Below are 25,488 nucleotides of genomic sequence, written 5' to 3'. Positions count from 1 at the left end.
GGATGAAACGCGAGACCTTCAACGCCAAGAACGCGCCGCAGCCGCGTGGCGGCTATTCCCAGGCCGTCAAGCTTGAGAATTTCGAAAAGCTCCTGCTGGTTAGCGGCCAGGTGCCGATGACCTCGGATGACGTTCTGCCCGATGGCTTCGAGGCGCAGGCCCGCCAGGTCTGGCTGAATGTCGACGCGCAGCTCAAGGCGGCGGGCATGGGCAAGGCCGACATCGTCAAGGTGACGACCTATCTTGCCGACAGGCACCACGTCATGGCGAACCGCGAAATCCGCAACGAATATCTAGGCTCCCTGGCGCCGGCGATGACGGTGGTGATCGCCGGCATTTTCGATTCCTCGTGGCTCCTGGAGGTCGAGGTCGTCGCCGCGCAATAGGACACGCCGATGTTTTCGAAGATACTGATCGCCAATCGCGGGGAAATCGCCTGCCGCGTCATTCGCACTGCGCGGCGGATGGGCATCCGCACGGCGGCCGTCTATTCCGATGCTGATGCCGGCGCCCTGCATGTCGAATTGGCCGACGAGGCCTTCCGGCTGGGACCGGCGCCAGCAAGCGAGAGCTATCTTTCGATCGAGCGCGTCATGGCGGCGGCAGAGCTTTGCGGCGCTGAAGCCGTGCATCCGGGCTACGGCTTCCTCTCCGAGAACGCCGATTTCGCCGAGGCGGTCGAGGACGCTGGCCTCGCTTTCATCGGCCCATCGCCGGCCTCCATTCGAGCCATGGGTCTGAAGGACGCCGCCAAGGCGCTGATGGAGGAGGCGGGCGTTCCGGTCGTTCCCGGCTACCACGGCGACAACAGAGATCCCGCCTTCCTGGCGGAACAGGCGGCGGCGCTCGGCTTTCCGGTCCTGATCAAGGCGCGGGCTGGCGGCGGCGGTAAGGGCATGCGCCGCGTCGACCGGGTGGAGGATTTCCAGGCATCGCTGGAGGCGGCGCAGCGGGAAGCGGAGTCGGCCTTCGGCGATGGCGCGGTTCTCATAGAGAAATACCTTTTGCAGCCGCGGCATATAGAGATCCAGGTTTTCGGCGACCGCCACGGCAGTGTCGTGCATCTCTTCGAACGCGATTGCTCGCTGCAGCGTCGCCACCAGAAGGTGATCGAGGAGGCTCCTGCGCCGGGCATGACGGCTGAAATGCGCCGCGCCATGGGCGAGGCGGCTGTCAAGGCGGCACGCGCCATCGATTATCGCGGTGCCGGCACGGTGGAATTCATCGCCGACGTCTCCAGCGGGCTTTGGCCGGACCGCTTCTTCTTCATGGAAATGAACACACGCCTGCAGGTCGAGCATCCGGTGACCGAGGCGATCACCGGCATCGATCTTGTGGAGTGGCAACTGCGGGTGGCGGCGGGCGAACCGCTGCCGAAGAAGCAGTCGGAGCTTTCGATCGACGGCTGGGCCTTCGAGGCGCGGATCTATGCCGAGGAGCCCTCGCGTGGCTTTCTCCCGGCGACCGGGACGCTTTCACAACTGAGCTTTCCCGAAGGCGGCGTACGGATCGATAGCGGTGTGCGACAGGGCGACCGCATCACGCCGTTCTACGACCCTTTGATCGCCAAGCTGATCGTCCATGGGCCGAACCGCCGCACCGCGCTCAGGCGCCTGACGGAGGCGCTGCACGATAGTCATATCGCCGGTACGGCGAGCAATCTCGATTTTCTCGCCCGCCTCAGCCGGCAGCCGCAGTTCGCCGCCGGCTATCCCGACACCGGCCTTATCGACCGGGAGTTGGAGCCGCTAACGGCTGTCACCTCGCCCGACGAGGCAGCCGTCGCGCTTGCCGCGGTGCTCTCGCTCGGCACCTTGCGGCGCGCTCCTGGGAGCGATCCCTGGCAGTCGCTCGGGTCCTGGCAGGTCTGGGGCGAGGCGCGCCGCATCGTCACGCTGGAGCATGCCGGCGGTCGCACGAGCCTCTATGTCGTCGGCAAGGGACCGGACGCCTTTACCGTGCGCATGGGTCACGGGCCGGTTCCGGTTCACATCATCAGCCGCTTCGATGACGGCTGCCAGGTCGAGGTCGACGGGCGGCAGTTTCGTGCCCGGGTCTTCGAGGCGCCGCACCGGCTGACGTTTCTCCTCGACGGCGAAACATACGAATTCCGGTTGCCGGACCCGCTGGACCAGGCCGCGGAAAGCGGTCCCGGCGGCGATCATGTCGTTGCTCCCATGCCGGGCCTCGTCAAGATCGTCCGCGTTCGCGAAGGCGATGCCGTGACCAAGGGCGACGCCTTGATCGTCATGGAGGCGATGAAGATGGAGCTGACGCTTTCGGCCATGCGCGACGGCATCGTGGAAAGCCTTCATGCCACGGAGGGCGACCAGACGAGCGAGGGAACGGTGCTGCTCGCCTTCAAGCCGGAGGAGCCTGATGGAGGGTAGGGGAGAGCACGTTGCGATCGTGGAAATGTCGCCAAGGGACGGTCTGCAGAACGAGAAGCAGCCCGTTGCGACCGGGGACAAGATCACGCTTGTCGACATGCTCTCGGACTGCGGCTTCGACCGCATCGAGGTGACGAGCTTTGTGAGCCCGCGCTGGGTGCCGCAGCTGGCGGACGCGGCCGAGGTGATGGCCGGCATAAGGCGCAGGCGGGGCGTGCACTATGCGGTGCTGACGCCGAACATGAAGGGCTTCGAGGCAGCGCTCGCCGCGGGGGCAGACGAGGTCGCGATCTTCGCCTCCGCCTCGGAGAGCTTTTCGCGGCAGAATATCAACTGCACGATCAATGAAAGTATCGAGCGTTTCCGGCTAGTGGCCCGCGCCGCTGTCGAGCATGGCCTGCCGCTGCGCGGCTATGTCAGCTGCGTGGTCGAGTGCCCCTACGAGGGAGCGATCGCGCCGGCGGCGGCAGCCAGCGTCGCCTGCCGGCTGAAAGCGCTCGGCTGTCATGAGGTCAGCCTCGGCGACACGATCGGCAGAGGGACGCCCGAGGCGGTCGACAAGATGCTTCGCACGGTCCTGGAGGAAATGCCGGCCGAGATGCTCGCGGGCCATTTCCACGATACGAGCGGGCTCGCGCTCGACAATATCGCGGTTTCGCTGGAGCGCGGCCTACGGGTCTTCGACGCCTCGGTCGGCGGGCTCGGGGGGTGCCCCTACGCTCCGGGTGCCAAGGGGAACGTCGATACGGTCTCGGCGGACGCATTCCTGAGGTCCAGGGGTTTCGAAACCGGCCTCTCGCCGGAAAAGCTTGAGCGGGCTGCCGCCTTCGCCCGCGGTCTGAGGAGTGCCGCATGAACCAGGGAACGCTCGACATTGCCGTGGACGAACGGGGTGTGGCGCGCCTCACGCTTGCGCGGGCGGCAAAGCACAATGCGCTCTCGGCGCTGATGATCGACGAATTGACGGCAGCGGCGCATGACCTTGGCGCCGATCCGGCCGTGCGCGTGGTCGTGCTGGCGGCCGATGGCGCAAGTTTCTGCGCCGGCGGCGACCTTGGCTGGATGCGCGAGCAGTTCGAGGCCGGGCGCGCCGGGCGGATTGCCGAAGCGCGCCGGCTTGCCTTGCTGTTCAAGCTTCTCAACGAAATCCCGAAACCGCTCGTCGCCCGCATCCAGGGCAATGCCTTTGGCGGCGGCATCGGCCTTATCAGCGTCTGCGATGCGGCGATTGCCGCGGCGACGGCCCGCTTCGGGCTGACGGAAGCGCGCCTCGGCCTGATCCCAGCGACGATCAGCCCCTATGTCGTCGCCCGGATCGGCGAGGGCAGGGCACGGCCGCTCTTTCTTTCGGGCAGGATCATCGATGCCTGGCAGGCGCACGCGACGGGATTCGTCACGCGTGTCGTACCGGAGGCGGAGCTGGACGACGCGGTCGAGGCCGAAGTCCGGTCCTATCTCGATGCCGCACCTGGCGCCGCCGGCCGGGCCAAGGCGCTCGCCCGCTCGCTCGGTTTTCCGATCACCGATGCGGTCATCGAAGCGACGATCGAACGGCTTGCCGATACCTGGGAGACGGAGGAGGCGCGCGAAGGCATTTCCGCCTTCCTGGAGCGGCGCGAGCCACGCTGGCGACAGGCGAATTGATCGGCTTGCGCTTGAATTGCGCGTACTTTGCGCGTATTTTTATACGCATGAAGTCAATTTATGTCAGGATATCGTCATGTCGGCACTGAGCTTCGATATGGGCGCCGCCCGCTTCGGCGATGGCGAGACGCCGTTTCTCTCGGCACGTCGCGTCGCGGACGAGATGGGCGTCACGCTGTCCGAGCTTGCCAAGTTGATCGGCGTCGCTCGTAACACGCTGACGGCAAAGTCGAGCGCGCGCAAGGTGGACAGCGCGCTGAGCAATGTCGTGCGGATCCTTGCCATGGCCGAGGAAATGGCCGGCGACGAGAGCCGCGCCGTCATCTGGTTCAAGCACCAGCCGATCCCCGGCTGGGCCGGCAAGACCGCTTACGATCTCGTCGGCGAGGGCAAGGCGGATCGGGTGCTTGCCTATCTGGAAGCGGTGCGATCGGGCGTCTATGCCTGATAGGTCCGCGGATGCGCTGACGCTCTGGCGTGCCTTCGTGCCGAAATGGGCCCATGCGCCGCTCTCGGGCGAGGGCGCGGCACGCTTCGGCGGCCGCTGGAATCCGGTCGGCGCACCGACGATCTATGCAGCGCGCGAACTCTCCACGGCATGGGCCGAATACAATCAGGGCTTTGTGCAGCATCCGGCGCTGATCGCCCAGCTCGAGCTTCGCAATGCTTCGCTTGCCGACCTTACCGATCCCGCATGTCTCGAAGCGTTTGGCGTTTCGGCCGATATCCATCGCTGCGAATGGCGGATGCTGATCGACAGTGGCGAGATCCCGCCAACCCATCGTCTGCGGGAAAGGCTGCTCGACCTTGGCCATGACGGCGTGATCTATCCGTCCTTCATGTCGCCCGGCGGCACCTGCGTCGCTCTCTGGCGATGGAACGCGCCGGGGATGCCGGAACTCGCCGTCGTCGATCCGGACGGCCGCATGCCGAAGTCTTCCGCTTCCTGGACATAGGCGCGCGGTTAGGCGAAATGCCAGGCGGCGCGCAGCCGTCGATTTCAAAAGCCTGTCCGCGGCATCTTGTCTGTTTGCGTGACCTCCATATCTACTTCCACTGCTCCAGTGTCTTCGGGTTGGTCATTGATCGCCCCCACATTCCATGAGGTGCCGGAGGGTCCTGGAGGAGTGGCAAACGGCATCCGATCGCGCGGATCAGCGGGCAAGGCAAAGATGCATTCGGGTAGCAGAGATCTATCGTTTCTGTCGGGAGGCGGAAACACCGCGCGGCTGATCGCCGGGTTCGATTGGTCCGCGACGTCCCTCGGCCACATCGGTTCGTGGCCGCAAAGCCTTAGAACGACATGCAGCCTCATGCTGCGTTCGCCGGTTCCGATCGTTACGCTATGGGGCGAAGACGGAATCATGATCTACAACGACGCCTATTCGGTCTTTGCCGGTGGGCGGCATCCGGTGCTTCTCGGCTCGAAGGTCCGCGAAGGCTGGCCGGAGGTGGCGGACTTCAACGATCATGTGATGAAGGTCGGCCTGGCAGGACAGACGCTTGCCTATCAGGACCAGGAGCTGACGCTTCACCGGCACGGCGCGCCGGAACAGGTCTGGATGAACCTCGATTACTCGCCGGTACTCGACGAAACCGGCAAGCCGGCGGGCGTGATCGCAATCGTCGTCGAGACGACCGCAAAGGTACGCGCCGAACGGCGGCTGACGGGCGAGCGCGAACGCCTGCAGCAGATGTTCCAGCAGGCTCCGGGCTTCGTGGCGACCATGGCCGGCCCGGATCATGTCTTCGAGATCGCCAACGACGCCTATTTCCAGCTTGTCGGACACCGGGACATCATCGGCAAACCGATTGGCGAGGCCCTGCCGGAGATCGGCGAACAGGGGTTCATCGAACTTCTCGACAACGTCTACCGGACGCGGGAGCCTTTTGTCGGCCAGGGCGCGCTCGTGCGGCTGCAACGCCAGCCCGGGGCGGCATTCGAGGAACGCTACCTGGACTTCGTCTACCAACCTGTCTTCGACGACACCGGCAACGTCACCGGCATCTTCGTGCAGGGGCAGGATGTCACGGACCGGAAACTCGCCGAAGGCGCCCTGCGCGAGAGCGAGGCGCGCTTTCGCCTGATCGCCGAGAACGCCCCGGTGATGCTGTGGATGGGAAACGAGATCGGTGGATGCGTTTATCTCAATGCGGCGAAGCGTGCGTTCTGGGGCGTGGCAGAGGCCGATTTTTCGAGCTTCGACTGGAACACGACGGTCCACCCCGAAGACCGGGCCGCGCTGGCGGCGGCCGTCGCTCCTGCGATGGCAGAGCACCGGCCTTTCCAGGCGGAGGCGCGCTATCGCAACGCGGATGGCGTCTACCGGCTGCTTCACACCGACGCGCGTCCCCGCTTCGACGTCAACGGCCTCTTCGCGGGCATGATCGGCGTGAACGTCGACGTGACCAAGACGCGCCTGGAAGAGACCCGACGCCTTGCGCTGATCGAGCTGAACGACCGTTTCCGCGAACTGGAGCAACCGGTGGATCTCGCTTATGCCGCGGCCGAAATCCTGGGAAAGGCACTGAATGTCAGCCGCGCGGGATATGGCACGATCGATCCTGTGGCCGAGACGATCACGATCGAGCGGGACTGGAACGCCCCGGGGATTAAAACCCTTGCCGGTATCCTGCATTTCAGGGACTACGGCAGCTATATCGAAAACCTGAAGCGCGGCGAGACGGTCGTCTTCGCCGATGCGGAAAAGGATCCCCGCACGGCTGCGACTGCTGAGGCGCTGAAGGCAATCAGTGCGGTGTCCGTCGTCAACATGCCGGTCACCGAACAGGGCGGCATCGTCGCGCTCCTCTATCTCAACAACGCGACGAGCCGCGACTGGAACCCGCAGGAACTGGCCTTCATCCGCGAGGTGGCCGAACGGACACGCACGGCCGTGGAGCGCCGCCGCGCCGAACAGGAACTGCAGGACCTCGCCAATTCGCTGGAACGGCAGGTCACCCAGCGCACTGCCGAACTTGCCAGGGTATGGCGCAATTCGCAGGATATACTGGTCATTCTGACGAAGGGCGGCATCGTCCAGGCCGTCAACCCTGCGCTCACGAGCATTCTCGGCCACAGGCGGAAGGATGTGGTGGAACACAGTATCCTCGATTTCGTCTGGCCGGATGATCTCGACCTCACGATACAAGCGTTGCAGCAGCCGGAATCGTTCTCCGACCTCAAGCGGTTCGAAAGCCGCTATCGCCATAGGAACGGCTCCTATCGCTGGATTTCCTGGCGCCTTTCCTTCGAGGACAACCAGGTCTTCGCCTACGGGCGCGACGTCAGCGCAGAGAAGGAGCAGACTGCGGCGCTGCGCCAGACCGAAGAGCAGCTTCGCCAGTCACAGAAGATGGAGGCGATCGGTCAGCTGACCGGCGGGATCGCCCATGATTTCAACAACCTGCTGCAGGTCGTCTCGGGCAATCTCCAGCTGCTGTCGAAGGATGTCGCCGGCAACGAACGAGCCCGCCAGCGCATCGATAACGCGCTTTCCGGGGTCAATCGCGGCTCCAAGCTGGCAAGCCAGCTGCTCGCCTTCGGCCGACGCCAGACATTGGAGCCGAAGGTTGTCAACATCGGCCGCTTCGTTGCGACCATGGGCGATATGCTGCGCCGGACAATCGGCGAGGCGATCGAAATCGAAACGATACGCTCGAGCGGCCTTTGGAACACCTTCGTCGATCCGGCTCAGATCGAGAATGCCATCCTCAATCTCGCGCTCAATGCTCGCGACGCCATGAACGGCAGCGGCAAGCTAACGATCGAGGTTGGCAACGCCTTCATCGACGAGGACTATGCCCGCAGGCATGTCGACGTTGAGCCTGGTCAATATGTCATGCTGGCCGTAACGGATACCGGCGGCGGCATGACACAGGAGATCATCGACAAGGTGTTCGAGCCGTTCTTTTCGACGAAGCCGGTGGGCAAGGGCACCGGCCTCGGCCTTTCGATGGTCTACGGCTTCGTCAAGCAGTCGGGTGGACATGTCAAGGTCTATAGCGAGGTGGGGCATGGCACGACGGTGAGGCTCTATCTGCCGCGTTCCGCACGCGCGGAGGATCGCCTGGCGGACCTCGACTACGGCCCGACGAGCGGCGGGACCGAAACGATCCTCGTCGCCGAAGACGACGAGGACGTCCGGGCAACGGTCGTCGAAATGCTCGGCGACCTCGGCTATCGCGTGCTGAAGGCGAGAGATGCTTCGAGCGCGCTCTCGATTATCGAAAGCGGGGTGCCGATCGACCTTCTCTTCACCGACGTCGTCATGCCGGGGCCGCTGAAGAGCGCGGAACTGGCACGGCAGGCAAAGGAGCGCCTGCCCGATATCGCGGTGCTCTTCACGTCAGGCTATACGGAAAATTCCATCGTGCATGAGGGCAGGCTCGACGCCGGCATCGAACTCCTTTCGAAGCCCTACAGCCGGGAGGCGCTGGCTCGAAGGATCAGGCATCTGCTCAGCAACCGGCGGCAGCTCAAGCGGAAGCCCTCGAGGCAGAACGATGGGCGTGGTGGGCTACAGACGGCCAGGCCGCTGACGATTCTGCTCGTCGAGGACGAGATGCTGATCCGGATGGACATTGCTGAGATGCTGCAGGGCGCCGGCCACGAGATTACCGAGGCAGGCACGGCCGAGGAGGCCCTCAGGCTGTCTCAATCCCAGCATTTCGACCTGCTGGTAACGGATCTCGGACTACCGGACATCTCCGGCGACGCGCTTGCAACGATGTTGCGCGAGCGCGATCCGGCAATCGGCGTCATCTTTGCGACCGGAGAGGGCGAGGTGCCGCCGCTCGCCGTCGGGCCGAAACCCGTTCTCCTTCGCAAGCCCTATGATCGGGAAGCGCTTCTTCTCGCCCTTTCGGCGGCACGGGCGTAGCTGCGGCCAAACTCTGGGGAGCCGGTGGCGCCGTACTTGCCGGCGGTGCTATGGTCGCCGGCGCGGACGGACCGAGCATCGGAGACCATCGCAGGATCATATGAATTGAGATTCCAGGGAATTTGTCATGAGGCAGGATATTCAGATCAACACCGGCGATGGCGTTACCAATGCGGCTCTCTTTCGGCCGGCAGACGGGAAGGCGAAGGCGGGCATCATCTTCTACATGGATGCCATGGGCCCGCGCCCGGCGCTTTATGGCATGGCGCAGCGTCTTGCCGACGCCGGCTACATCGTCTTGATGCCCGATCTATTCTATCGCTTCGGAGCCTATGGCCCGTTCACCGGCACCGCCTTCGGTGACCCGGATTCGCGCGCGAAGATCATGACGATGGTGCGCGGCACGCGCCAGGAGATGACGAAGAGCGATACCGCAGTCTTCCTGGATACCCTTGCCGCGGAAGGCGCCGAAGGTCCGGTCGGTGTCGTTGGGTATTGCATGGGTGGTGGTCGGGCGCTGACAGCAGCCGGCGCCTATCCGGATCGCGTTGCGGCGGCCGCAAGCTTCCATGGCGGCAATCTTGCCAGCGCCGAAGAGGACAGCCCGCACCGGCTGGCAACCCACATCAAGGGCAAGGTCTATGTCGGCGTTGCCGGCGTGGACGGCAGCTTCCCACCGGAGCAGTCAGCCAGGCTTGCGGAGGCGCTTAGAACAGCGGAAGTCGATCACATCATCGAGAACTATGTCGGCGTGGCCCATGGCTGGACGGTGCCCGACCATGGCGCCTTCAATGAAAACGGCGCCGAAAGACACTGGAAGCGGCTTCTCACCTTCTTCGAGGAAACGCTCGCCTGAAGACAGGCCGCCCGCAAGCGCCGAGGCTCGCGGACGGCACGTTAAGAATGTCCTGACCTATCAATCCAGTCTCAGGATCAGCACATCGCGGGCCGGCACCTCAACGGAGTTTCCGCCCTCGTGCCGGTGGCCGGGAGGCCAGGGGGACGAGGCAGGATAGAGCTTGCCGAGTTCTTCGGAGACGCTGACCTCCGTGCTGCGCGGCGCGTGCGTCGGATTGACGAGCCAGAGGAAGCTTTCCTTCTCGCCCTTGTGGACGCGGGCGAAGAGGGCGGGGTTGGAGAGCGTGACGTGCTTCTTCTTGCCGGTCCATCGGAAGAGATCGGCGAAGAACGTGCCGTTCTTCAGGCCTTCGCTCCTGTAATAGGCGACGGAGGGGTTGGTGCCGATCAGCAGCGTCCTGCCCTTGCCGAAGCTGTTTTCGACAATCGCGAGCCGTCCGTCGTTGAAATTGCCATGCGCCGTGCCGCCCGCGAGCCGGTATGACTGCAGGAAGCCGCCGCCGTTGACCGGCTCGCCGTTGAAGCGGAAGCAGATATGCTCGGCGATGTCGGGCATGAACTCGACCTCTTCCTCATGCACGCCGAAGACCTTGTCGAGTCCCATGTTTGGCTGGACGGTGCCGACGCGGCCGCGGTCGCCGAAATAGCCCGGGCAAGCTTCCGCGATCAGCGTGCCGCCCTTCTCGACCCAAGCTGCAAGGCGTTTTGCATGCTCGGCGGTGAACATGATCGGATAGGGGAAGTAGAGCAGGTCATAGGCGTCGATATCGTCGACATGGACCCAGTCCGGCTGCACGCCGTGTTCGAGGAAGGCGCGGTAAGCACCCCACATGGCCTCCGGATAGGGCTTCTCCTTGCGGTCGTAGTTGAGCAGATAGTCGAATTCCTGCGTGTCGGGTATGACGAGGATGCCGATCTCACCGCGCACGGGCTTGGCATCCCAGAGGGTCGCCTGCGCCGGATCGTTCGCCCATTTCGCCATCCTGCTTGCGATCTCGGAGCGCGGTGTGCGGCTGCCGTCCATGCCGTAGGAGCCGAAGGCGCCGAAGAGCGGGCCATCGAGCAGCGGCCGCCAGCGCAGGTTCAGGACGCCGCGCGCACCGCCGGCAAGCGAGGTCATGCTCCAGAGGCGGATGTCCTCGGGCTCGGCGATGCGTCCGTCATGCTTGTCGCGGCCGATCACCTGCGGCTGCAGCCAGAGGGGGCCGCCTTGGCGCTCGGCGTGCCAGAAGGGCTTTCCGCGGGCAGCGGCACGGTTGATGTCGACGCCGTACCAGTTCTTCCAGGCCTCCGCGCCCTTGCGCGCTTGGATCCAGGTGAAGCCGTAGACCTCGACCTTGGAGGCGGCGAGCCAGTCGTCGCAGCCATTGGCGGCCATGTTCGGGATCGCCCCGGAAATGCCGTGGGCGGCGATGACGTTCTTCTTGTCGACGGCGCGGATCGTGTCGATACGCCATTGCATCTGGTCGTAGAAATTGTCGCGCTTGAACTTCAGCCAGTCGATGCATTCCGGATAGGGCGCCATGTGGACCGGCGGCTCGATATCCTCCCATTCGGCATAGCTGAAGCGGTTCCAGGCGCGGGCGAGCACCTCGAGGCTGCCGTACTTGTTCTCCAGCCATTTGCGGAAGGCGGCCTTGGCATAGTCGCTGTAGTCGACATCGGCGGAGTAGTTGCACTCGTTCCAGACGTCGTAGCCGTAGATCGCCGGATGGTCCTTGTAGCGCGTGGCGAGCGCGGTGAGGAAGTTGCCGGCCGCTTCCTTGACCTCCGGGCAGTTCAGCGTCAGCGCGCCGGCACCGCCGCCATTGTTGGAGAAGCCGCCGGTCGCCGAGGAGACGCCCATGTAGGAACCGAGCTTCGTGCCGTCGGCATTGACCTGCAGGGCGTGGGCATATTTGCGCACCGCCCAGTCGGGCACGGCATGGATGAGCTCGGCGATCACCGTCTTGATACCGTTGGCGGCCGCAAGGTCCATCTGGCGGTCGTATTCCTCCCAGTCATAGACGCCGGGCGCCTTCTCGATCGCGCCCCACATGAACCAGTGGCGGAATATGTTGAGTCCGTCCTCGCCGGCGGTCGTGTAATCGCGCTCCCAGTCCTCCTGCGGCGGACTGGACTTGCGGAAATAGACGGCGCCGTACGGGAATTGGATATCGTTTCTGAGCATGGTCCTATCCTTCTTCAATCACGGTTCCGGACATAGCTCCGCCATCCCGGAGGGTCTCCGGCCGGTCGAACGCCCTAGATCCGGCAGTCCTTAAAGCGATGCCTAGCGCGGTCCTCCGGCCAGAAGTTCAAGTGTGCGGATGAGCGCCGAATGATCGCGCTCGCCGTCACCATTGGCGATGGCCGCATTCATCAGTTGCTGTGTCGCCGCCGTGTTCGGCAGCGAAAGGTCGAGCGCTCGGGCGGAATCGACGGCGAGCGTCATGTCCTTGCGGTGCAGGCGGATGCGGAAGCCCGGCTCAAAGGTCTCCTTGACCATGCGCTCGCCATGCACCTCGAGGATGCGCGAGGAGGCGAAGCCGCCCATCAGCGCAGCGCGCACCTTGGCGGGATCTGCGCCGGCTTTCTTCGCAAACAGCAGCGCTTCGGCGACTGCCTCGATCGTCAGTCCGACGATGATCTGGTTGGCGACCTTGGCCGTCTGCCCGTCGCCGACGCCGCCGACGAGCGTGATGTTCTTGCCCATCTTCTCGAGGAGCGGCAGGACGCGCGCGAACGCCGCCTCCTTGCCGCCGACCATGATTGTCAGCGACGCGGCCTTGGCGCCGACTTCGCCGCCCGAGACGGGCGCGTCGAGGTAGTCGCAGTCGAGCGCCTCGATGCGCCGCGCGAAGCCCTTGGTCGCAACGGGCGAAATCGAGCTCATGTCTATGATGAGCTTTCCGGCAGAAAGGCCTGAAGATACGCCGTTTTCTCCAAAGAGGACTGCCTCGACGTCCGGCGTATCGGGCAGCATCAGAATGATGATATCAGAGGCCTCGGCTACGGCCTTCGGGCTCGCAGCCGCCTTGCCGCCCTTGGCGATGAGGTGTTCGGAGGCTTCCTTGACGCGGCTCAAGTGAAGGGTGTGGCCCGCGTCGATCAGGTGTTCCGCCATGGGGCGCCCCATCACGCCCAGTCCGATAAATCCGATATTCATGATGCTCTCACTTCAGGTAGGGTTTCATCCAGCCGAGGCCTTCGCTCGTGCCGGCTTTCGGCTTGTATTCGCAGCCGACCCAGCCCTCGTAGCCGAGGCGATCGAGTTCGGAGAGGACGAAGCCGTAGTTGATCTCGCCCGTGCCGGGTTCGTTGCGGCCGGGGTTGTCGGCGATCTGCACATGGGCGATGCGATCCTTCAGCCGGGCGAAGGTCGGGATCAGGTCGCCCTGCATGACCTGCATGTGATAAAAGTCGTACTGGATATAGAGATTGTCCGAGCCGACCTTTTCGAGGATGCGCTCGGCGTGGTTTGTCGTCGACAGGAAGAAGCCTGGAATGTCGCGCAGGTTGATCGGCTCGATCAACAGCCTGATGCCCGCATCCGCGCAGCGCGGGGCGGCGTAGCGCAGGTTCTCGACCAGCACCTTTTCCAGCGTTTCGAGGTCAGCGCCCTTCGGCACGAGGCCGGAGATGACATTCACCTGCGGGCAGGCGAGTGCCTTGGCATAGTCCAGCGCCAGCGAGATGCCGTTGCGGAATTCCTCGACGCGGTCTGGCAGGCAGGCGATGCCGCGCTCGCCGCCAGCCCAATCGCCCGAGGGTACGTTGAAGAGCGCCTGGCTGAGGCCGTTTGCCTTCAGGGTTTCGGCGACCTTTTCCTTCGGCTCGGCATAAGGGCCGAGATATTCGAGCGCCTTGAAACCGTCGCGGGCAGCGGCGGCGAAGCGGTCGAGGAAGGCAAGGTCCTGATAGAGAAAAGAGAGGTTGGCGGAAAATTTGGGCACTTTGACTCCTCAGATGGCTGCGGGTGCGACGAAGCGATGCCGGTGCAGCATACGCTTGTCGCGCGGATCTGGATTGGGGACGGCAGAAATAAGGCTCTTCGTATAGGCCTCCCGCGGGGCGGTGCAGATCTGTTCGGCCTCGCCGATCTCGACGATCTTGCCGCGATGCATGACTGCGACGCGGTCGCAGAAGTAGCGCACCACCGAAATGTCGTGCGAGATGAAGATGAAGCTGAGATTAAGCCGCCGCTTGATGTCGAGCAGCAGGTCGAGGATCTGGCTGCGGATCGACACGTCGAGCGCCGAGGTCGCCTCATCGGCGATGATGATGCGCGGATCAAGCGCCAGCGCCCGGGCAATCCCTATGCGCTGGCGCTGCCCCCCGGAAAAGGCGTGCGGATAGCGCTCCATGGCGAGCGGATCGAGGCCGACGAGCTTCATCAGCTCGGCGACGCGATCCTCCAGCGCCTGGCCCTTGGCGATCCCGTTGACGATCAGCGGATCGCCGATCACCTCCTTGACCGTCATGCGCGGATTGAGCGAGGCGAAGGGATCCTGAAAGACGAGGCGGACCTCGCGGTGGAAGTTGCGCAGCTCGCGCTTCGAGAGCTTGGTGACATCGACCTCGTGGCCGTCATTGCCGCGATAGACGACTGTGCCGGTGGTCGGCTCGACGGTGCGCAGGATGAGCCGGCCGAGCGTCGTCTTGCCGGAGCCGCTCTCGCCGACAATGCCGAGGTTCTCGCCGGGATAGAGGTTGAAATTGGCGTTATCCACGGCGCGCAGCGTGTTGGGGCCGCCCGAATGCCAGCCATAGACCTTTGAGAGGTTGCGGACGGTGAGGATCGGCTGCGGTGCATTCGGCGACAGGACGGCAGCCGGCGCCCGGCTGCTGTGATGGGTAAGCTTCAGCGTCGAGGCCAGCAATTGCCGCGTATAGGGATGGGCGGCCGCGTGATAGATGGCGTCGACCGGGCCGCGCTCGACGATCTTTCCGAAGCGCATGACGGCGACCTCGTCGGCTACTTCCGCAACGACGCCCATGTCATGGGTGATCAAGAGCATGGCCATGCCGCGGCTGACCTGCAGGCGCTTGATGAGGTCGAGGATTTCCGCCTGTGTCGTCACGTCGAGTGCTGTGGTCGGCTCGTCGGCGATCAGGATGTCGGGATTGCCGGCAAGGGCCATGGCGATCATCGCGCGCTGGCGCATGCCGCCGGAGAACTCGAAGGTGTAGCGGTCGGCCATCTTGTCGGGGTTGGGGATTTCGACCTGCCGCAGCAGCTCGATCGTCCGTTCGCGCGCCGCCTTCTTGTCCAGGTTGCTGTGCAGCCGGATCGCCTCGATGATCTGCGAGCCGATGGTGTGCACCGGCGAGAGCGAGCTCATCGGTTCCTGGAAGATCAGTCCGATGCGGCGGCCGCGGATCGAGCGCATGGTGCGGCTGCGAGGGTCGAGCCTCGCGATATCCGTGCTTGTCTCGCCATCGCGCAGCAATATCTCGCCGCCGACGATCTGGCCGGGCTTGTCGACGATCTGCAGCAGCGAACGGGCCGTCACGCTCTTTCCCGATCCGCTTTCGCCGACGAGGCAGAGCGTCTGGCCGCGGCGAAGGTCAAAGCCGACATTCTCGACGGCGTGGAGGATGTGGGTGCGCAGCCGGAAATCGATCGAGAGGTTTCTCACCGACAGCAGGATATCGTCCGGAAGTTCGGTCATCACCGCCTCCTCAGTTGTCGTAGGGATCGGCCGCATCGCGCAGGCCGTCGCCGAAGAAGTTGAACGAGAGCACCGCGATGACCACGGCGAGCGAAGGCCAGATCAGGAGCCACGGGGCGGTGGCGACGGTGCGGATATTCTGCGCGTCCTGCAGCAGCACGCCCCAGCTGACGACCGGCGGCTTGAGGCCGATGCCGAGGAAGGAGAGCGATGTCTCGGCGACGATCATGGTGGGCACGGCGAGCGTTACCACCGCAAGGATGTGGCTCGTGAGCGAGGGCAGGATGTGGCGGAAGATCAGCCGTCGTTCGCTGGAGCCGTCGAGCTTGGCTGCCGTGACGAAATCCTCGCTGCGCAGCGCCAGGAAGCGGCCGCGCACCTCGCGCGCCAGGCCTGTCCAGCCGAGGAAGGAGACGATGATGGTGATCACGAAGTAGACGCTGACGGGCGACCAGGTGAGTGGGATCGCCGCCGCAAGGCCGAGCCATAGCGGGATGGTCGGCATGGCGCTGACGACCTCGATGACGCGCTGGATCAGCGTATCGACCCAACCGCCGTAAAAGCCGGAGATCGAGCCCAGCACCACGCCGAGGACGAGCGACATGGCGACGCCGACGAGGCCGATCGACATGGAGACGCGGGTGCCGTAGACGAGCCGCGTGAAGACGTCGCGGCCGAGGCGATCGGCGCCAAGCAGATACATGGGATCATTGGCATTGACCGGGCCGATCAGGTGCCGGTTCATCGGGATGAGACCCCAGAGCTTGTAGGGCGCGCCTTTCACGAAGAAGCCGACGGGAACGACCTTCGTATCGTCGACGACGAAGGTGCGCCGCAGCGCCACCTTGTCTATCTCGACCTTGTAGCCCTTGACGTGGAAGTTGAATTCCCGGCTGCCGTCCGGCTTCGTCACGAAGAAACTCAGGCCCTGCGGCGGCGCGTAGGTATATTGTGGCCTCGCGGTTGCCGGCAGCGACGGTGCCAGGAACTCGGCGAAGAGGCCGATGAGGTATAGTATCAGGATGATGACGCCTGCCGTCATGGCCACCTTCTGGCGGACGAGCTTTCCGGCGACCAGCCGCCATGGGCCGACCGCGGCGGTAGAGACCTTCTTTCCCTCCTTCAGCGGGCTGATCGACGGGCCGTCGGCGACGACGTGGGCTGGACCGGCATAATTTCCGAAAGTTTCGTGCGTGCTCATGGCGTCACCTCAATTGAACCGGATGCGCGGATCGAGCAGCGCAAGCAGCAGGTCCGACAACAGCATGCCGACGAGGGTGAGTGCGGAGAGCAGCAGGATGAAGCTGCCGGCGAGATACATGTCCTGCGAGACGAGCGCCCGGAAAAGCAGCGGGCCGGCGGTCGGCAGGTTGAGCACGATAGCCGTGATCGTGACGCCCGACACCAAGTGCGGCAGCACCCAGCCGATCGCCGAGACGAAGGGATTGAGCGCGATACGAACAGGATATTTGAGGATGACCTTGTATTCCGGAAGGCCCTTGGCGCGAGCGGTGACGACATAGGGCTTGTGCAGCTCGTCCGTCAGGTTGGCGCGGAGCACACGGATCAGCGCCGCCGTGCCCGAAGCGCCGATGATGATGATGGGTATCCAGAGATGGGCGAGGAAATCGCCAACCTTGGCGAGGCTCCACGGCGCTTCGGCATATTCCGGCGAATTCAGCCCGCCGACGCTCTGGCCGAGATATTTGTAGGCGAGATACATCAGCGTCAGCGCCAGGATGAAGTTTGGCACCGCCAGGCCGATGAAGCCGAAGAAGGTGAAGACGTGATCGCTGATCGAGTGGCGGCGCACGGCGGAATAGATGCCGATCGGCAGCGCCACGGCCCAGACGAAGAGCAGGCTCAGGAGCGAGATCACCAGCGTCGAGCCCATGCGCGCCCAGATAAGGCCCGAAACCGGCTGGTTCCATTCGAAGGAGTAGCCAAAATCGCCGCGGCTGAGAATGCCCCAGATCCACTTAATGTATTGCACATAGAAGGGATCGTCGAAGCCGTAGATCTGCTTCAGCCGTTCGATCTGCGCCGGATCCACGGTCTGGCCGCTGTCGCTCATGGTAGCGATCATCGATGTCAGGTAGTCACCCGGCGGAAGCTGGATGATCATGAACGAAATCAGCGACATGCCGAACAGCGTCGGTATCATGTAGAGTACGCGCTTCAATATGTAGCGAAGCATCGGATTCTCCTCCCGTCGACGGCGCTCTCCACAGCGCCTCCTCGGATCATTTCCGGCTTCCGGCCCGCTGGGGCCGGAAGCCACCCTCCTGTTTCACTCCCGTTATTTCCAGGTGAGGTGCACGACCTCCAGCCTGTCTATTGCCGGCACGACGACCTCCGCCCGGCCGTCCTTGATGCTGAAACTTGCGGCGCGGTCGGCAACCACCAGCCATGCCCTTGCCACGGACTTCCCCTGCGGAATGTCCACCGAAACGGTCTGCGCCGCCAGAGGGAAGTTTTCGCGGATCGGACCTTTCATCATCATCGGATTGGTAAGGTTGAAAAGGCTGAGCGCGATGCCCTCAGGGCTTTCCCTGAGTGCAAGATCGATGACGCCCGGACCCTCGACGGTAACGCGGGGCGTCTTGCCGAGCGTCCAGCGCACCGCATTGGCGATGAGACGCGCATGGTCGACAGCGAAAACCTCCCAGAAGATCTCACCGATGTTCCAGGGGATGTAGACGGTGCGTCCGCCCTTGCCGGTTTCGCGGGCGATAACGGCTGCCCCCTTCGGCTCCTCGCGGGGATAGACCTCTTCCATCGGCAGGTCCGGGAAGTCAGGAACATAGAGGAAGGGTGTCCCGGCGCCGGCTGTCGGCTCGACGTCGATGAGGCGCGTGCCGCCCATGATGCGCTCGGCACCCTCATAACCCTCGGTCACAGGATGATCGCCCGCGAGCGCGACATAGGTGTTCTTGACGATGCCGCGCGGGCCGGAGACGAATTTGGCGCCGAGCACGTCGGCGAGGCCGAATTCCTTGCGCTTCTTGCCGAACTCGTCGCGAAGCGAGGTTTCGTAGGCGGCAATCACGCTGCCGCCGCGATCGACATAGGCGCGGATTGCGTCGCATTGCGCATCCGAGAGGCAGGAGACATTGGCAAGGACGATGACCTTGAAGCGGTCGAGATTGTCCTTCGTCAGCACCTGGTCGGACAGCAGTTCGAAGGGAAGGCGAGCCTCGACGAGGGCGTGGTAGAAGCCGAGATCGTGCTTTTCCGCATTCGGCCGTTCTTCCGGCGCCCAATGGCGCAGCGTCGTCGAAGGATCGATGACGGCGATTTCGGCCGTCGGCGCCATGCTTTCGATGACCGGTTCCACCGCCGCCTGCAGGGCGAAGGATTCGGCGACCGGCTCGACCCAGCGCTTGTCGGGCACGACGCCATTGAACTTAGTGAACCAGGCATAAAGGCCGTGGGCCGTGCCGTCATTGATCCAGAGCTGCATCTCCTCGCCAGAGGTCACCGCGTCCTTCCAGCGATATTCCTCCTCCGGACCGATCGAAGTGATGAGCACGACCGGACGATCCGGGAAGGTGGCGCGGATGCGCTTGCCGTTGCGGCCCGCCGACCAGCCGAGCTCCAGCCCCTTGCGTCCCTGGTGGTCGACGACGAGGAAGGGGCAATGCCTGGCGATGACCGAAAGGTCGAACTCCATCAGTGAGGCGCCGCCCATGTTGGGAATGAAGCTCGCATGCGGGCGGATCGCCTTCACCGCATCGTCCCATTGGGCGATCATGTCGGTGAGCACGCGACGCCGCCACTGCACCCAGGCCTGCCACGCCGGATCCTCTGCATCGGGCTTCTTCGGCAGGGCATGGCCGAACATGTCCTTGAAGCGACGGGCGCTGTCTTCGCTGTAGTCGACACCGTGGCCCTGCCAGCGATTGGCGAAGACGGCATCGATGTCGTATTTGCGGACGATCTCCTTGACCACCTCGGGCATGAAGACGGTGTTGTAGTCGCCATAGGCATTGGTGACCCAGACGTCCGGATAGGCCCAGTGGCGGCGCGGCGTGCCGTCGGCATTGATCGCGACCCATTCGGGGTGCGCCTTGGCGGCATCCTCGTGGATCGCATGGGGGTCGACGCGGGCCATGACATGCATGTCGAGGCTGCGGGCGGCATCGACGAGCGCGCCGAAGATGTCCTTGTCGCCCAGGAACTTGCTGACGTAATGATAGGGCACGTCGCTCGGATAGTAGGCGATGTAGCCGCCGGCGCTCAGGCAGACCGCATTCGATTTCGTCCGCTTGAACACGTCGATCCAGAAGGCGGGATCGTATTTTTCCGGATCGTCCTCCACGAAGGTCAGCTGCGTCCAGCGGGTCGCGGTCTTGAACCATTCGGGCGTGCGGAGCGTATCGGTGTTCTGTCTTCTGGCGTCGAGCATGATCGTGTCCTTTGCGGGCAAAAGGGAGCCGGGAGCGCCGGCGGCAGGCGCCGGCACTTCACAGATTTCAGGTCTTTCGAGCCTGTCAGGTCTTGTAGAACTGCTCCGGCATGGTGGGAGCAGGGGTCGGCCAGCCGAACGAGTTCGGCATGGTCTTCGTGACGTTCTTCAGGTTGTTCTTGACGATGCCGTAGCCATCGGGCTGCTGCGATATGCCGAAGACATAGAAATTCTCGGCAGCCGCCTGCAGAAGCTCCTTCATGATCTCGGCCTGCCCGGCCGGATCCGAGGTCGCCTTCAGCTTGTCGTAGAGGGCAAGCTGCTTCTTCGTCTCTTCGGGCGGCTCGACCGCGTTTTCATTGTTGCGGTCGCGATACCAGAGCTGCCAGCCGGGTGCGTACATCGCGTTGTTGTCGGTCGGCGCGTAGTAGCGCGGGTCGAGCATTGCGGCGATGCCGCCATTGGCGCCGAACTGGTGGGCGGTCGCGTCGAAATCGCGGCCCTGGCGGACGCGGGTCTCCCAGAGCGAGCGGTCCATGCTTCGCATCTGGGCATCGATGCCCACTGCCTGGAACATCGGGATCACCAGCTGGAAGAGGTCGAGGAAGACGGCGCGCGCCTGGTCGATCTCGAAGATGATGGTGAGCCGCCGTCCCTCGTCGTCGAGGCGGAAGTTCTGGTCGTCGCGCTTAGGCACGATCTCGTCGAGCATGGCGTTTGCCTTGTCGACGTCGTAGGCCGTGAACTGGGTGGCAAGCTGCTCGTTGTAGAGCGGATCGCCTTCCTTGATCGAGGGCTGTGCCGGAGCGCCCTGGCCGACGAGCACCGCATCGATCAGCGTCTGCCGGTCGAGTGCCGTTGAAAGAGCTGCCCGGAAGTTCTTGTTCTGGAACAGCTTTCTCTTCGTCTCATCATTGTGGTTAAGGTTGAAGATGAAGTTCATCACGTTAGCTTCGGTCGACTTCAGTGTGTAGAAGTCGTAGCCGCCCTGCTCGCGTGCATCGTAGAGCACCGCCTTGTTGTTCGGCGTTGCGATGTATTGGTCCATCAGGTCGATCTCGCCCTGCATGGCCTTCAAGAGCAGAACCTGCGGATCGGCGACCATCTGGTAGACGATGCGGTCCATGTAGGGCAGCTGGTTTCCGGCGGTGTCGACCTTGAAGTAATAGGGATTGCGTTCGGCGATCGCCCGCTCGGTATTCTCGCCCGGCGCGACGCTGAACGACCATGCGAAGAGGTTGGGCTTCTTCGAGGAGTTCAGGAAGAAGGCGTTGTCGTCCTGGAAGCCGGCTGCCGCCTGGAAGGAGGCGATCCAGCTCTCGAAGCCGCGCTCCTTGGCAAGCTCGTCCGCCTTCGGATTGTAGTCGATGTGGAACTGCTCGAGATAGTGCTTCGGCGTACGCGTCGTCTGGTCGAGGTTCGCCCAGGCGACCTGCAGCGGGAACAAGCCGTTGGGCTGGTCGAAGATGACCTTGAATGTCTGCTCGTCGACAATCTCGAGTTTGGCAGGCTTGCCCTTGGACTTCCAATGATCCTGACCCACGAAGGCGACGCGCTTGTCGGTGAAGACCGTATCATACCAGAACTTGATGTCAGCAGTCGTATAGGGCTGGCCGTCCGACCATTTCATCCCCTTGCGCAACCGGATCGTATAGACTTTGGAATCGGCATCGCCTTCGAAGAATTCCGCCACATTCAGCGTGACGCCCGTCCAGTCCGGCGTGTAGCGCACCAGCGGCTCGTAGGCCTGGTACCGGAACAGCATCGACAGCGATCCGCCGCCGACAAGCGCCATGTTCCAGTCACCGCCGTACTTGCCGACGCTTTCGATGGGTGTGACGACCAGCGGATTTTCAGGCAGGCGGTCCTTCAGGGGCGGAAGGGCACCGGACTTCACCTTTTCCTTGAGGACGTCCGCTTCCTGGTATTCCAGGGCGAACGAGGGAAGAGCCGGCAGAATAAGGGCGGCCGTAGTTCCGGCCAGAAACGCACGACGTCTCAGCTTGATCATAGGGTTTCTCCTCCAGTTTCCAAACCTCCGGCCAATTCTTCGAGCTCTTTTGTTTGGATATCGGTAAAGTATGTTTTGAATATTGTTAGGTAAAGCGTTATGTTTGTCTTTAGGAGAATTTTGCATTCCGACCGCTGTTGGATTGGTACCGACCGCAGGGAATCCGACAGGACAAAGGACCGACGATGAGAACCAAGGGACGCGTGACATTGCAGAGGATTGCCGAGGAGGTCGGCCTCTCGAAATACGCCGTTTCGCGCTCCCTTGCCGGCAAGAGCGGCGTGAGCGACGAGACCCGCGACAGGATCCTGACGACGGCGCGCCGCCTCGGCTATGCCAAGCCCGTGAGCCAGCACACGCCAACGGAAGTCGCCGTCGTTTTCCACGATGTCGATCCCGTCAACAGCGAGCTTTACATGCAGGTCCAGAATGGGGTTCAGGGGGAGGCGCATCGGCTTGGCGTGGGATTGCGGGTCCGCTGGACCCACAGCGTCAGCCAGCTCAAGGAGATCGCACGTGCGTGCGCCGGCCTACTTCTTGTCGGCCCGCATGACCGCGAGACGATCGAGGCGGCAGCGTCGATGGATGTGCCCGTCGTTCGTTTCGGCTGGGTCGATCCGCTGGAGCAGGTCGACCAGGTTTCCGGCACCGACCATGAATCAGGTCAGGCGGTCCTCCAGTATCTGATCAATCTCGGCCATCGTTCGATCGCCTATGTGCAGGGGACGCCGGGCCTGCGTGGTCGCCGGGAGCGCTATTATGGCGCTCGCGAGATCGCCGAACGTTATCCTGATGTTGCGCTGCATGTTATGCAGTACGAGGAGCAGATCGGCTTCGGCGAGGCCTATAGCGCGCTGAAACAGGGGGGCACGAAGCCGACGGCCTTCTTCTGTGCCCATGACGGGCTCGCACTCACGGTCGTCTCCGAGCTTCTCGGCCAGGGGTACAGGATTCCGGACGACGTCTCGGTTGTCGGCTTCGGGGATTTTTCGGCCGCCACGCTGATTTCGCCGCCGCTGACGACGGTGCGGATGGAGGGGCAGGAATGCGGCGCCGTCGGACTGCGGCTGCTTCTCGAGCGCATCGAAAATCCGCGGCAGCCGGGTTCCCCGGCACGCCGCATTCATGTCGCCTCGCGCATCGTCGAGCGCCGCTCGGCCGGCCCCTGCAAGACCGCCGTAGTCTAGGCGGCAGGGAACACGCCGGCCTCAGGCCTCGGCGTGTACCTTCGGCGCTGCCGGCTCCGTGTAGTAGCTGATGTACTTCTCGCGATAGCGCTCGGTGCCGCCGAACTCGCTATAGCGGGTAAGTTCGGACATGTCCGTCTTGTTGAGGATGACGCCGAGGATCTTCGAGTTGATGTGCGGCTCCTGCTCCAGAAGGTTCTTGACCACGCTCGTCGGCGTCGAACCCCACTGTGCGACGTAGATGAAGGCATCGACCTGCGGGGAGAAGGCCTTGGCGTCGATAACAGGCGCGAGCGGGGCAAGGTCGACGACGATGTAGTCGAACATCTTGCGGGCGCTTTCCATGAGGTTGAGCATCCCCTGCGAGGAAAGGAGCTCGCTGGTATGGGCGAGCTGATCGCGCAGCACCACCGGCAGGATCGCAAGCTTGGTGCGCTGGTCGACCTTGACGGCGCTCGTCCACGGCACTTCACCCAGCGCGGCCTCGATGAGGCCTACCTGCGGCGAGGACTTGAGCATGCGGGTCAGGCCGGGGTTGCGCAGGTCGGCGTCGATCAGCAGCGTGCGCTTGCCGCTCGAGGCGAGGAGAGCGGCAAAATTCGCCGCCGTCGTCGACTTGCCTTCGCCCGGCAGCGCCGAGACCACGCCGATGACGCGGCTCGAATGTCCTTGCAGCATCACGTCGCTTGCCAGCTTCGCGTTGCGCAGCGTTTCGGCGAAGCTCGAGCGCGGCGCCTCGACGGCGATGCGCATGATCCGTTCGAAGGCGACGCCGCCATCGCCGCTGCCTTCAGCCGTTGCCGGTGCCGGCGGGGTCTGACGTTTCCAGAAGCCGCGCTTGCCGCCGTTCGGCCGCCCCATGAGGGGAAGATAGCCGAGGAACTTATGGCCGAGATTCGTGCGAACGTCTGCTTCCACGCGGAAGTAGCGGTCACGGAATTCCTGGAAACCGGCAAGCGAGCCGCCGATCATCAGACCGAGGACGACGGAGAGTGCCAGCACCATGGTCCGCTTCGGACTTGACGGCGCGGTCGGCACGCCGGCCTGCGAAATCACGCGGGCCTTGGCGATCGGGAAGGACCGCTGCTGGGAGGCCTCCTCGAAGCGGCCGAGATAGGATTCATAGAGAGAGCGAAGAGCCGTCGCGCGCTGTTCGAGTTCGTTAAGATGAACGAGCGACTTGTTCGCTTCCGAGTTCTTGCCGACGACGCCGTCGATGCTTTCCCGCATCGAGGCCTCGCGAGAGCGGGCAACGTCATATTCATTGCGGTAGCTCGCGGTCAGCTGTTCCAGTTCCTGGAAGATCTGGCGTGTGACGTCCTCGCGCTCGGCCTTGAGCGCGACCGCCTGCGGATGCTCGGCGCCGAAATCCTGCGTCACTTCCTGTTCGCGCTTCTGAACGGTGAGGTAACGGGTTTTCAGCTGCTGCAGAACGGAATTGTCCGTCTGACTGGAGGAAATGGTCGCGTTCCTGACGGCCGCGTCCGGGCCCTGGTCGATGATCGACTTGTACTGGTTGTAGCGCGCGGCGGCGCTGGCCGAATCCGCCTGGGCGATGATCAGCTGCTTGTTGAGGTCGGCTAGCTGCTGCTCGGACATGAGCTCGCCACCGGCCTGGGTGAGGCCGTTGTCGGCCTTGTACTTCTCGACCTCCAGCGAAGCCTGCTGCGAGCGCTGGCGCAGGTCGTTCAGCCGCTCCTGCAGCCAGACCGAGGCCTGTTCCGTCGCATCGAAATTCGCATTCAGCTGATCGGTGAGGTAGGCGTTCGCATAGGCGCGGGTGATCTTTGCCGCCAGCTGCGGATCGGTGGAGCGGAAGGAGACCGCCACAACCGAGCTTCGCGTTACGCGCTCCACGCTCAGATTGTTCTGCAGCATGGCTGCGGCCTTCTGGCGCTGACCTTCGCGGATTGCCTCTTCCGAGGGTGGCGGTTCGGCCGGCGTGAAGGCGCTGGTTATCAGCTTCACGCCCGATTTCAGCAGTGCCGCCGGGGACATGGGTGGATTGAGGATCGTCTCGTTGCTCGCGAGACCCGCTTCGTCGACGACCCTGAGCGCCATCTCGCTGGATTTCAGGATTTCAACGGCGCTCGAAATTTCCATGTCCGCCTGCTGCGCATTGGCTTGGGGCGGCGCGCTTTCGGCATATTTGGTGAGATCCTTGTCGAGCAGGATCTGCGTCATCGAGGTATAGACCGGCGTTGCGAAGAGCAGGTAGACGACGGCCAGCACGACGAAGACGGCCACGCAGGCCGCGATGGTGCGGGCGCGGCGGACAACGATCGCCATAAGCTTTTCGAGGTCGATGAAGGAGTCTGAATGCTCCGCCTTCGGAAAACTGCTGTGAAATGTAAAATTCTTCTGATGCATAACAGCTGCCTTGTCCGGAGAGCCTGGTTTACCGTCTGGTGCCGGCCGGACCGGCGGCACGGGGCCGCCGATCCGGTGACGAG

18 protein-coding genes are annotated in these 25,488 nt (G+C 63.6%); 9 read left to right on the top strand and 9 right to left on the bottom strand.

The window, feature by feature from the left end; translation table 11 throughout:
* Positions 1–2 precede the first annotated feature (2 nt).
* The 8 genes from EV286_RS16185 (at position 3) to EV286_RS16150 (ending at position 9,773) form a co-directional block, all read left to right on the top strand.
* On the top strand, positions 3–386 hold the full coding sequence (locus EV286_RS16185) for a RidA family protein (RefSeq protein WP_132958180.1): 384 nt from the start codon (positions 3–5) through the stop codon (positions 384–386).
* A gap of 9 nt (positions 387–395) precedes the next feature.
* Positions 396–2,390, top strand: a complete 1,995-nt coding sequence (locus EV286_RS16180; RefSeq protein ID WP_132958179.1) for an acetyl/propionyl/methylcrotonyl-CoA carboxylase subunit alpha — start codon at positions 396–398, stop codon at positions 2,388–2,390.
* Entirely contained in the window at positions 2,380–3,246 is an 867-nt protein-coding gene (locus EV286_RS16175; protein WP_165932863.1) for a hydroxymethylglutaryl-CoA lyase, read from the top strand. Before EV286_RS16180 ends, EV286_RS16175 begins: the two co-directional genes overlap by 11 nt.
* The gene (locus tag EV286_RS16170) at positions 3,243–4,034 is read left to right on the top strand and encodes a crotonase/enoyl-CoA hydratase family protein (RefSeq protein ID WP_132958178.1); all 792 of its coding nucleotides are present in this window, start codon (positions 3,243–3,245) and stop codon (positions 4,032–4,034) included. The genes EV286_RS16175 and EV286_RS16170 overlap by 4 nt, the downstream gene beginning before the upstream one ends.
* Before the next feature lie 76 nt (positions 4,035–4,110).
* Positions 4,111–4,482, top strand: coding sequence for a DUF2384 domain-containing protein (locus EV286_RS16165; RefSeq protein ID WP_132958177.1), 372 nt, complete (start codon positions 4,111–4,113; stop codon positions 4,480–4,482).
* Complete coding sequence (locus EV286_RS16160; RefSeq protein ID WP_132958176.1) at positions 4,475–4,990, top strand: RES domain-containing protein; 516 nt, start codon at positions 4,475–4,477, stop codon at positions 4,988–4,990. The genes EV286_RS16165 and EV286_RS16160 overlap by 8 nt, the downstream gene beginning before the upstream one ends.
* Before the next feature lie 216 nt (positions 4,991–5,206).
* Positions 5,207–8,917, top strand: coding sequence for a PAS domain S-box protein (locus EV286_RS16155; protein ID WP_132958175.1), 3,711 nt, complete (start codon positions 5,207–5,209; stop codon positions 8,915–8,917).
* Positions 8,918–9,044: 127 nt separating this feature from the next.
* On the top strand, positions 9,045–9,773 hold the full coding sequence (locus tag EV286_RS16150; RefSeq protein ID WP_132958174.1) for a dienelactone hydrolase family protein: 729 nt from the start codon (positions 9,045–9,047) through the stop codon (positions 9,771–9,773).
* Positions 9,774–9,833: 60 nt separating this feature from the next.
* Here the strand turns inward: EV286_RS16150 and EV286_RS16145 are convergent, their stop codons facing one another.
* The 8 genes from EV286_RS16145 to EV286_RS16110 all read right to left on the bottom strand — a co-directional run bounded on the left by EV286_RS16145 (position 9,834) and on the right by EV286_RS16110 (position 21,848).
* The gene (locus tag EV286_RS16145) at positions 9,834–11,945 is read right to left on the bottom strand and encodes a beta-galactosidase (RefSeq protein ID WP_132958173.1); all 2,112 of its coding nucleotides are present in this window, start codon (positions 11,943–11,945) and stop codon (positions 9,834–9,836) included.
* A gap of 102 nt (positions 11,946–12,047) precedes the next feature.
* Entirely contained in the window at positions 12,048–12,923 is an 876-nt protein-coding gene (locus EV286_RS16140; RefSeq protein ID WP_132958172.1) for a 2-hydroxy-3-oxopropionate reductase, read from the bottom strand.
* Between the two features lie 7 nt (positions 12,924–12,930).
* Entirely contained in the window at positions 12,931–13,710 is a 780-nt protein-coding gene (gene otnI / locus EV286_RS16135; protein WP_132958171.1) for a 2-oxo-tetronate isomerase, read from the bottom strand.
* Positions 13,711–13,719: 9 nt separating this feature from the next.
* Entirely contained in the window at positions 13,720–15,429 is a 1,710-nt protein-coding gene (locus EV286_RS16130; protein WP_132958170.1) for an ABC transporter ATP-binding protein, read from the bottom strand.
* Between the two features lie 10 nt (positions 15,430–15,439).
* Complete coding sequence (locus EV286_RS16125; RefSeq protein WP_132958169.1) at positions 15,440–16,630, bottom strand: ABC transporter permease; 1,191 nt, start codon at positions 16,628–16,630, stop codon at positions 15,440–15,442.
* A 9-nt stretch (positions 16,631–16,639) separates the two neighbouring features.
* Complete coding sequence (locus EV286_RS16120) at positions 16,640–17,626, bottom strand: ABC transporter permease (RefSeq protein WP_132958168.1); 987 nt, start codon at positions 17,624–17,626, stop codon at positions 16,640–16,642.
* Between the two features lie 102 nt (positions 17,627–17,728).
* Complete coding sequence (locus EV286_RS16115) at positions 17,729–19,837, bottom strand: alpha-amylase family protein (RefSeq protein WP_132958167.1); 2,109 nt, start codon at positions 19,835–19,837, stop codon at positions 17,729–17,731.
* Positions 19,838–19,922: 85 nt separating this feature from the next.
* Positions 19,923–21,848 (bottom strand): ABC transporter substrate-binding protein, encoded by a 1,926-nt coding sequence (locus EV286_RS16110; RefSeq protein ID WP_132958166.1) that lies wholly within the window; start codon positions 21,846–21,848, stop codon positions 19,923–19,925.
* 185 nt (positions 21,849–22,033) lie between these two features.
* Between EV286_RS16110 and EV286_RS16105 the strand changes: the two genes are divergently transcribed.
* Positions 22,034–23,035 carry a LacI family DNA-binding transcriptional regulator gene (locus tag EV286_RS16105; RefSeq protein ID WP_132958165.1) on the top strand — a complete coding sequence of 334 codons (1,002 nt, stop codon included), beginning with the start codon at positions 22,034–22,036 and terminating at the stop codon, positions 23,033–23,035.
* Between the two features lie 21 nt (positions 23,036–23,056).
* Here EV286_RS16105 and EV286_RS16100 read toward each other — a convergent pair whose 3' ends face one another.
* Complete coding sequence (locus EV286_RS16100; protein ID WP_132958164.1) at positions 23,057–25,405, bottom strand: polysaccharide biosynthesis tyrosine autokinase; 2,349 nt, start codon at positions 25,403–25,405, stop codon at positions 23,057–23,059.
* Between the last annotated feature and the right edge of the window lie 83 nt (positions 25,406–25,488).

Source organism: Rhizobium sp. BK251, from assembly GCF_004345245.1.
Classification (GTDB): domain Bacteria; phylum Pseudomonadota; class Alphaproteobacteria; order Rhizobiales; family Rhizobiaceae; genus Rhizobium.
The sequence above is the reverse complement of the archived record's forward strand: the minus strand, read 5'-3'. Positions and strand labels throughout refer to the sequence as shown.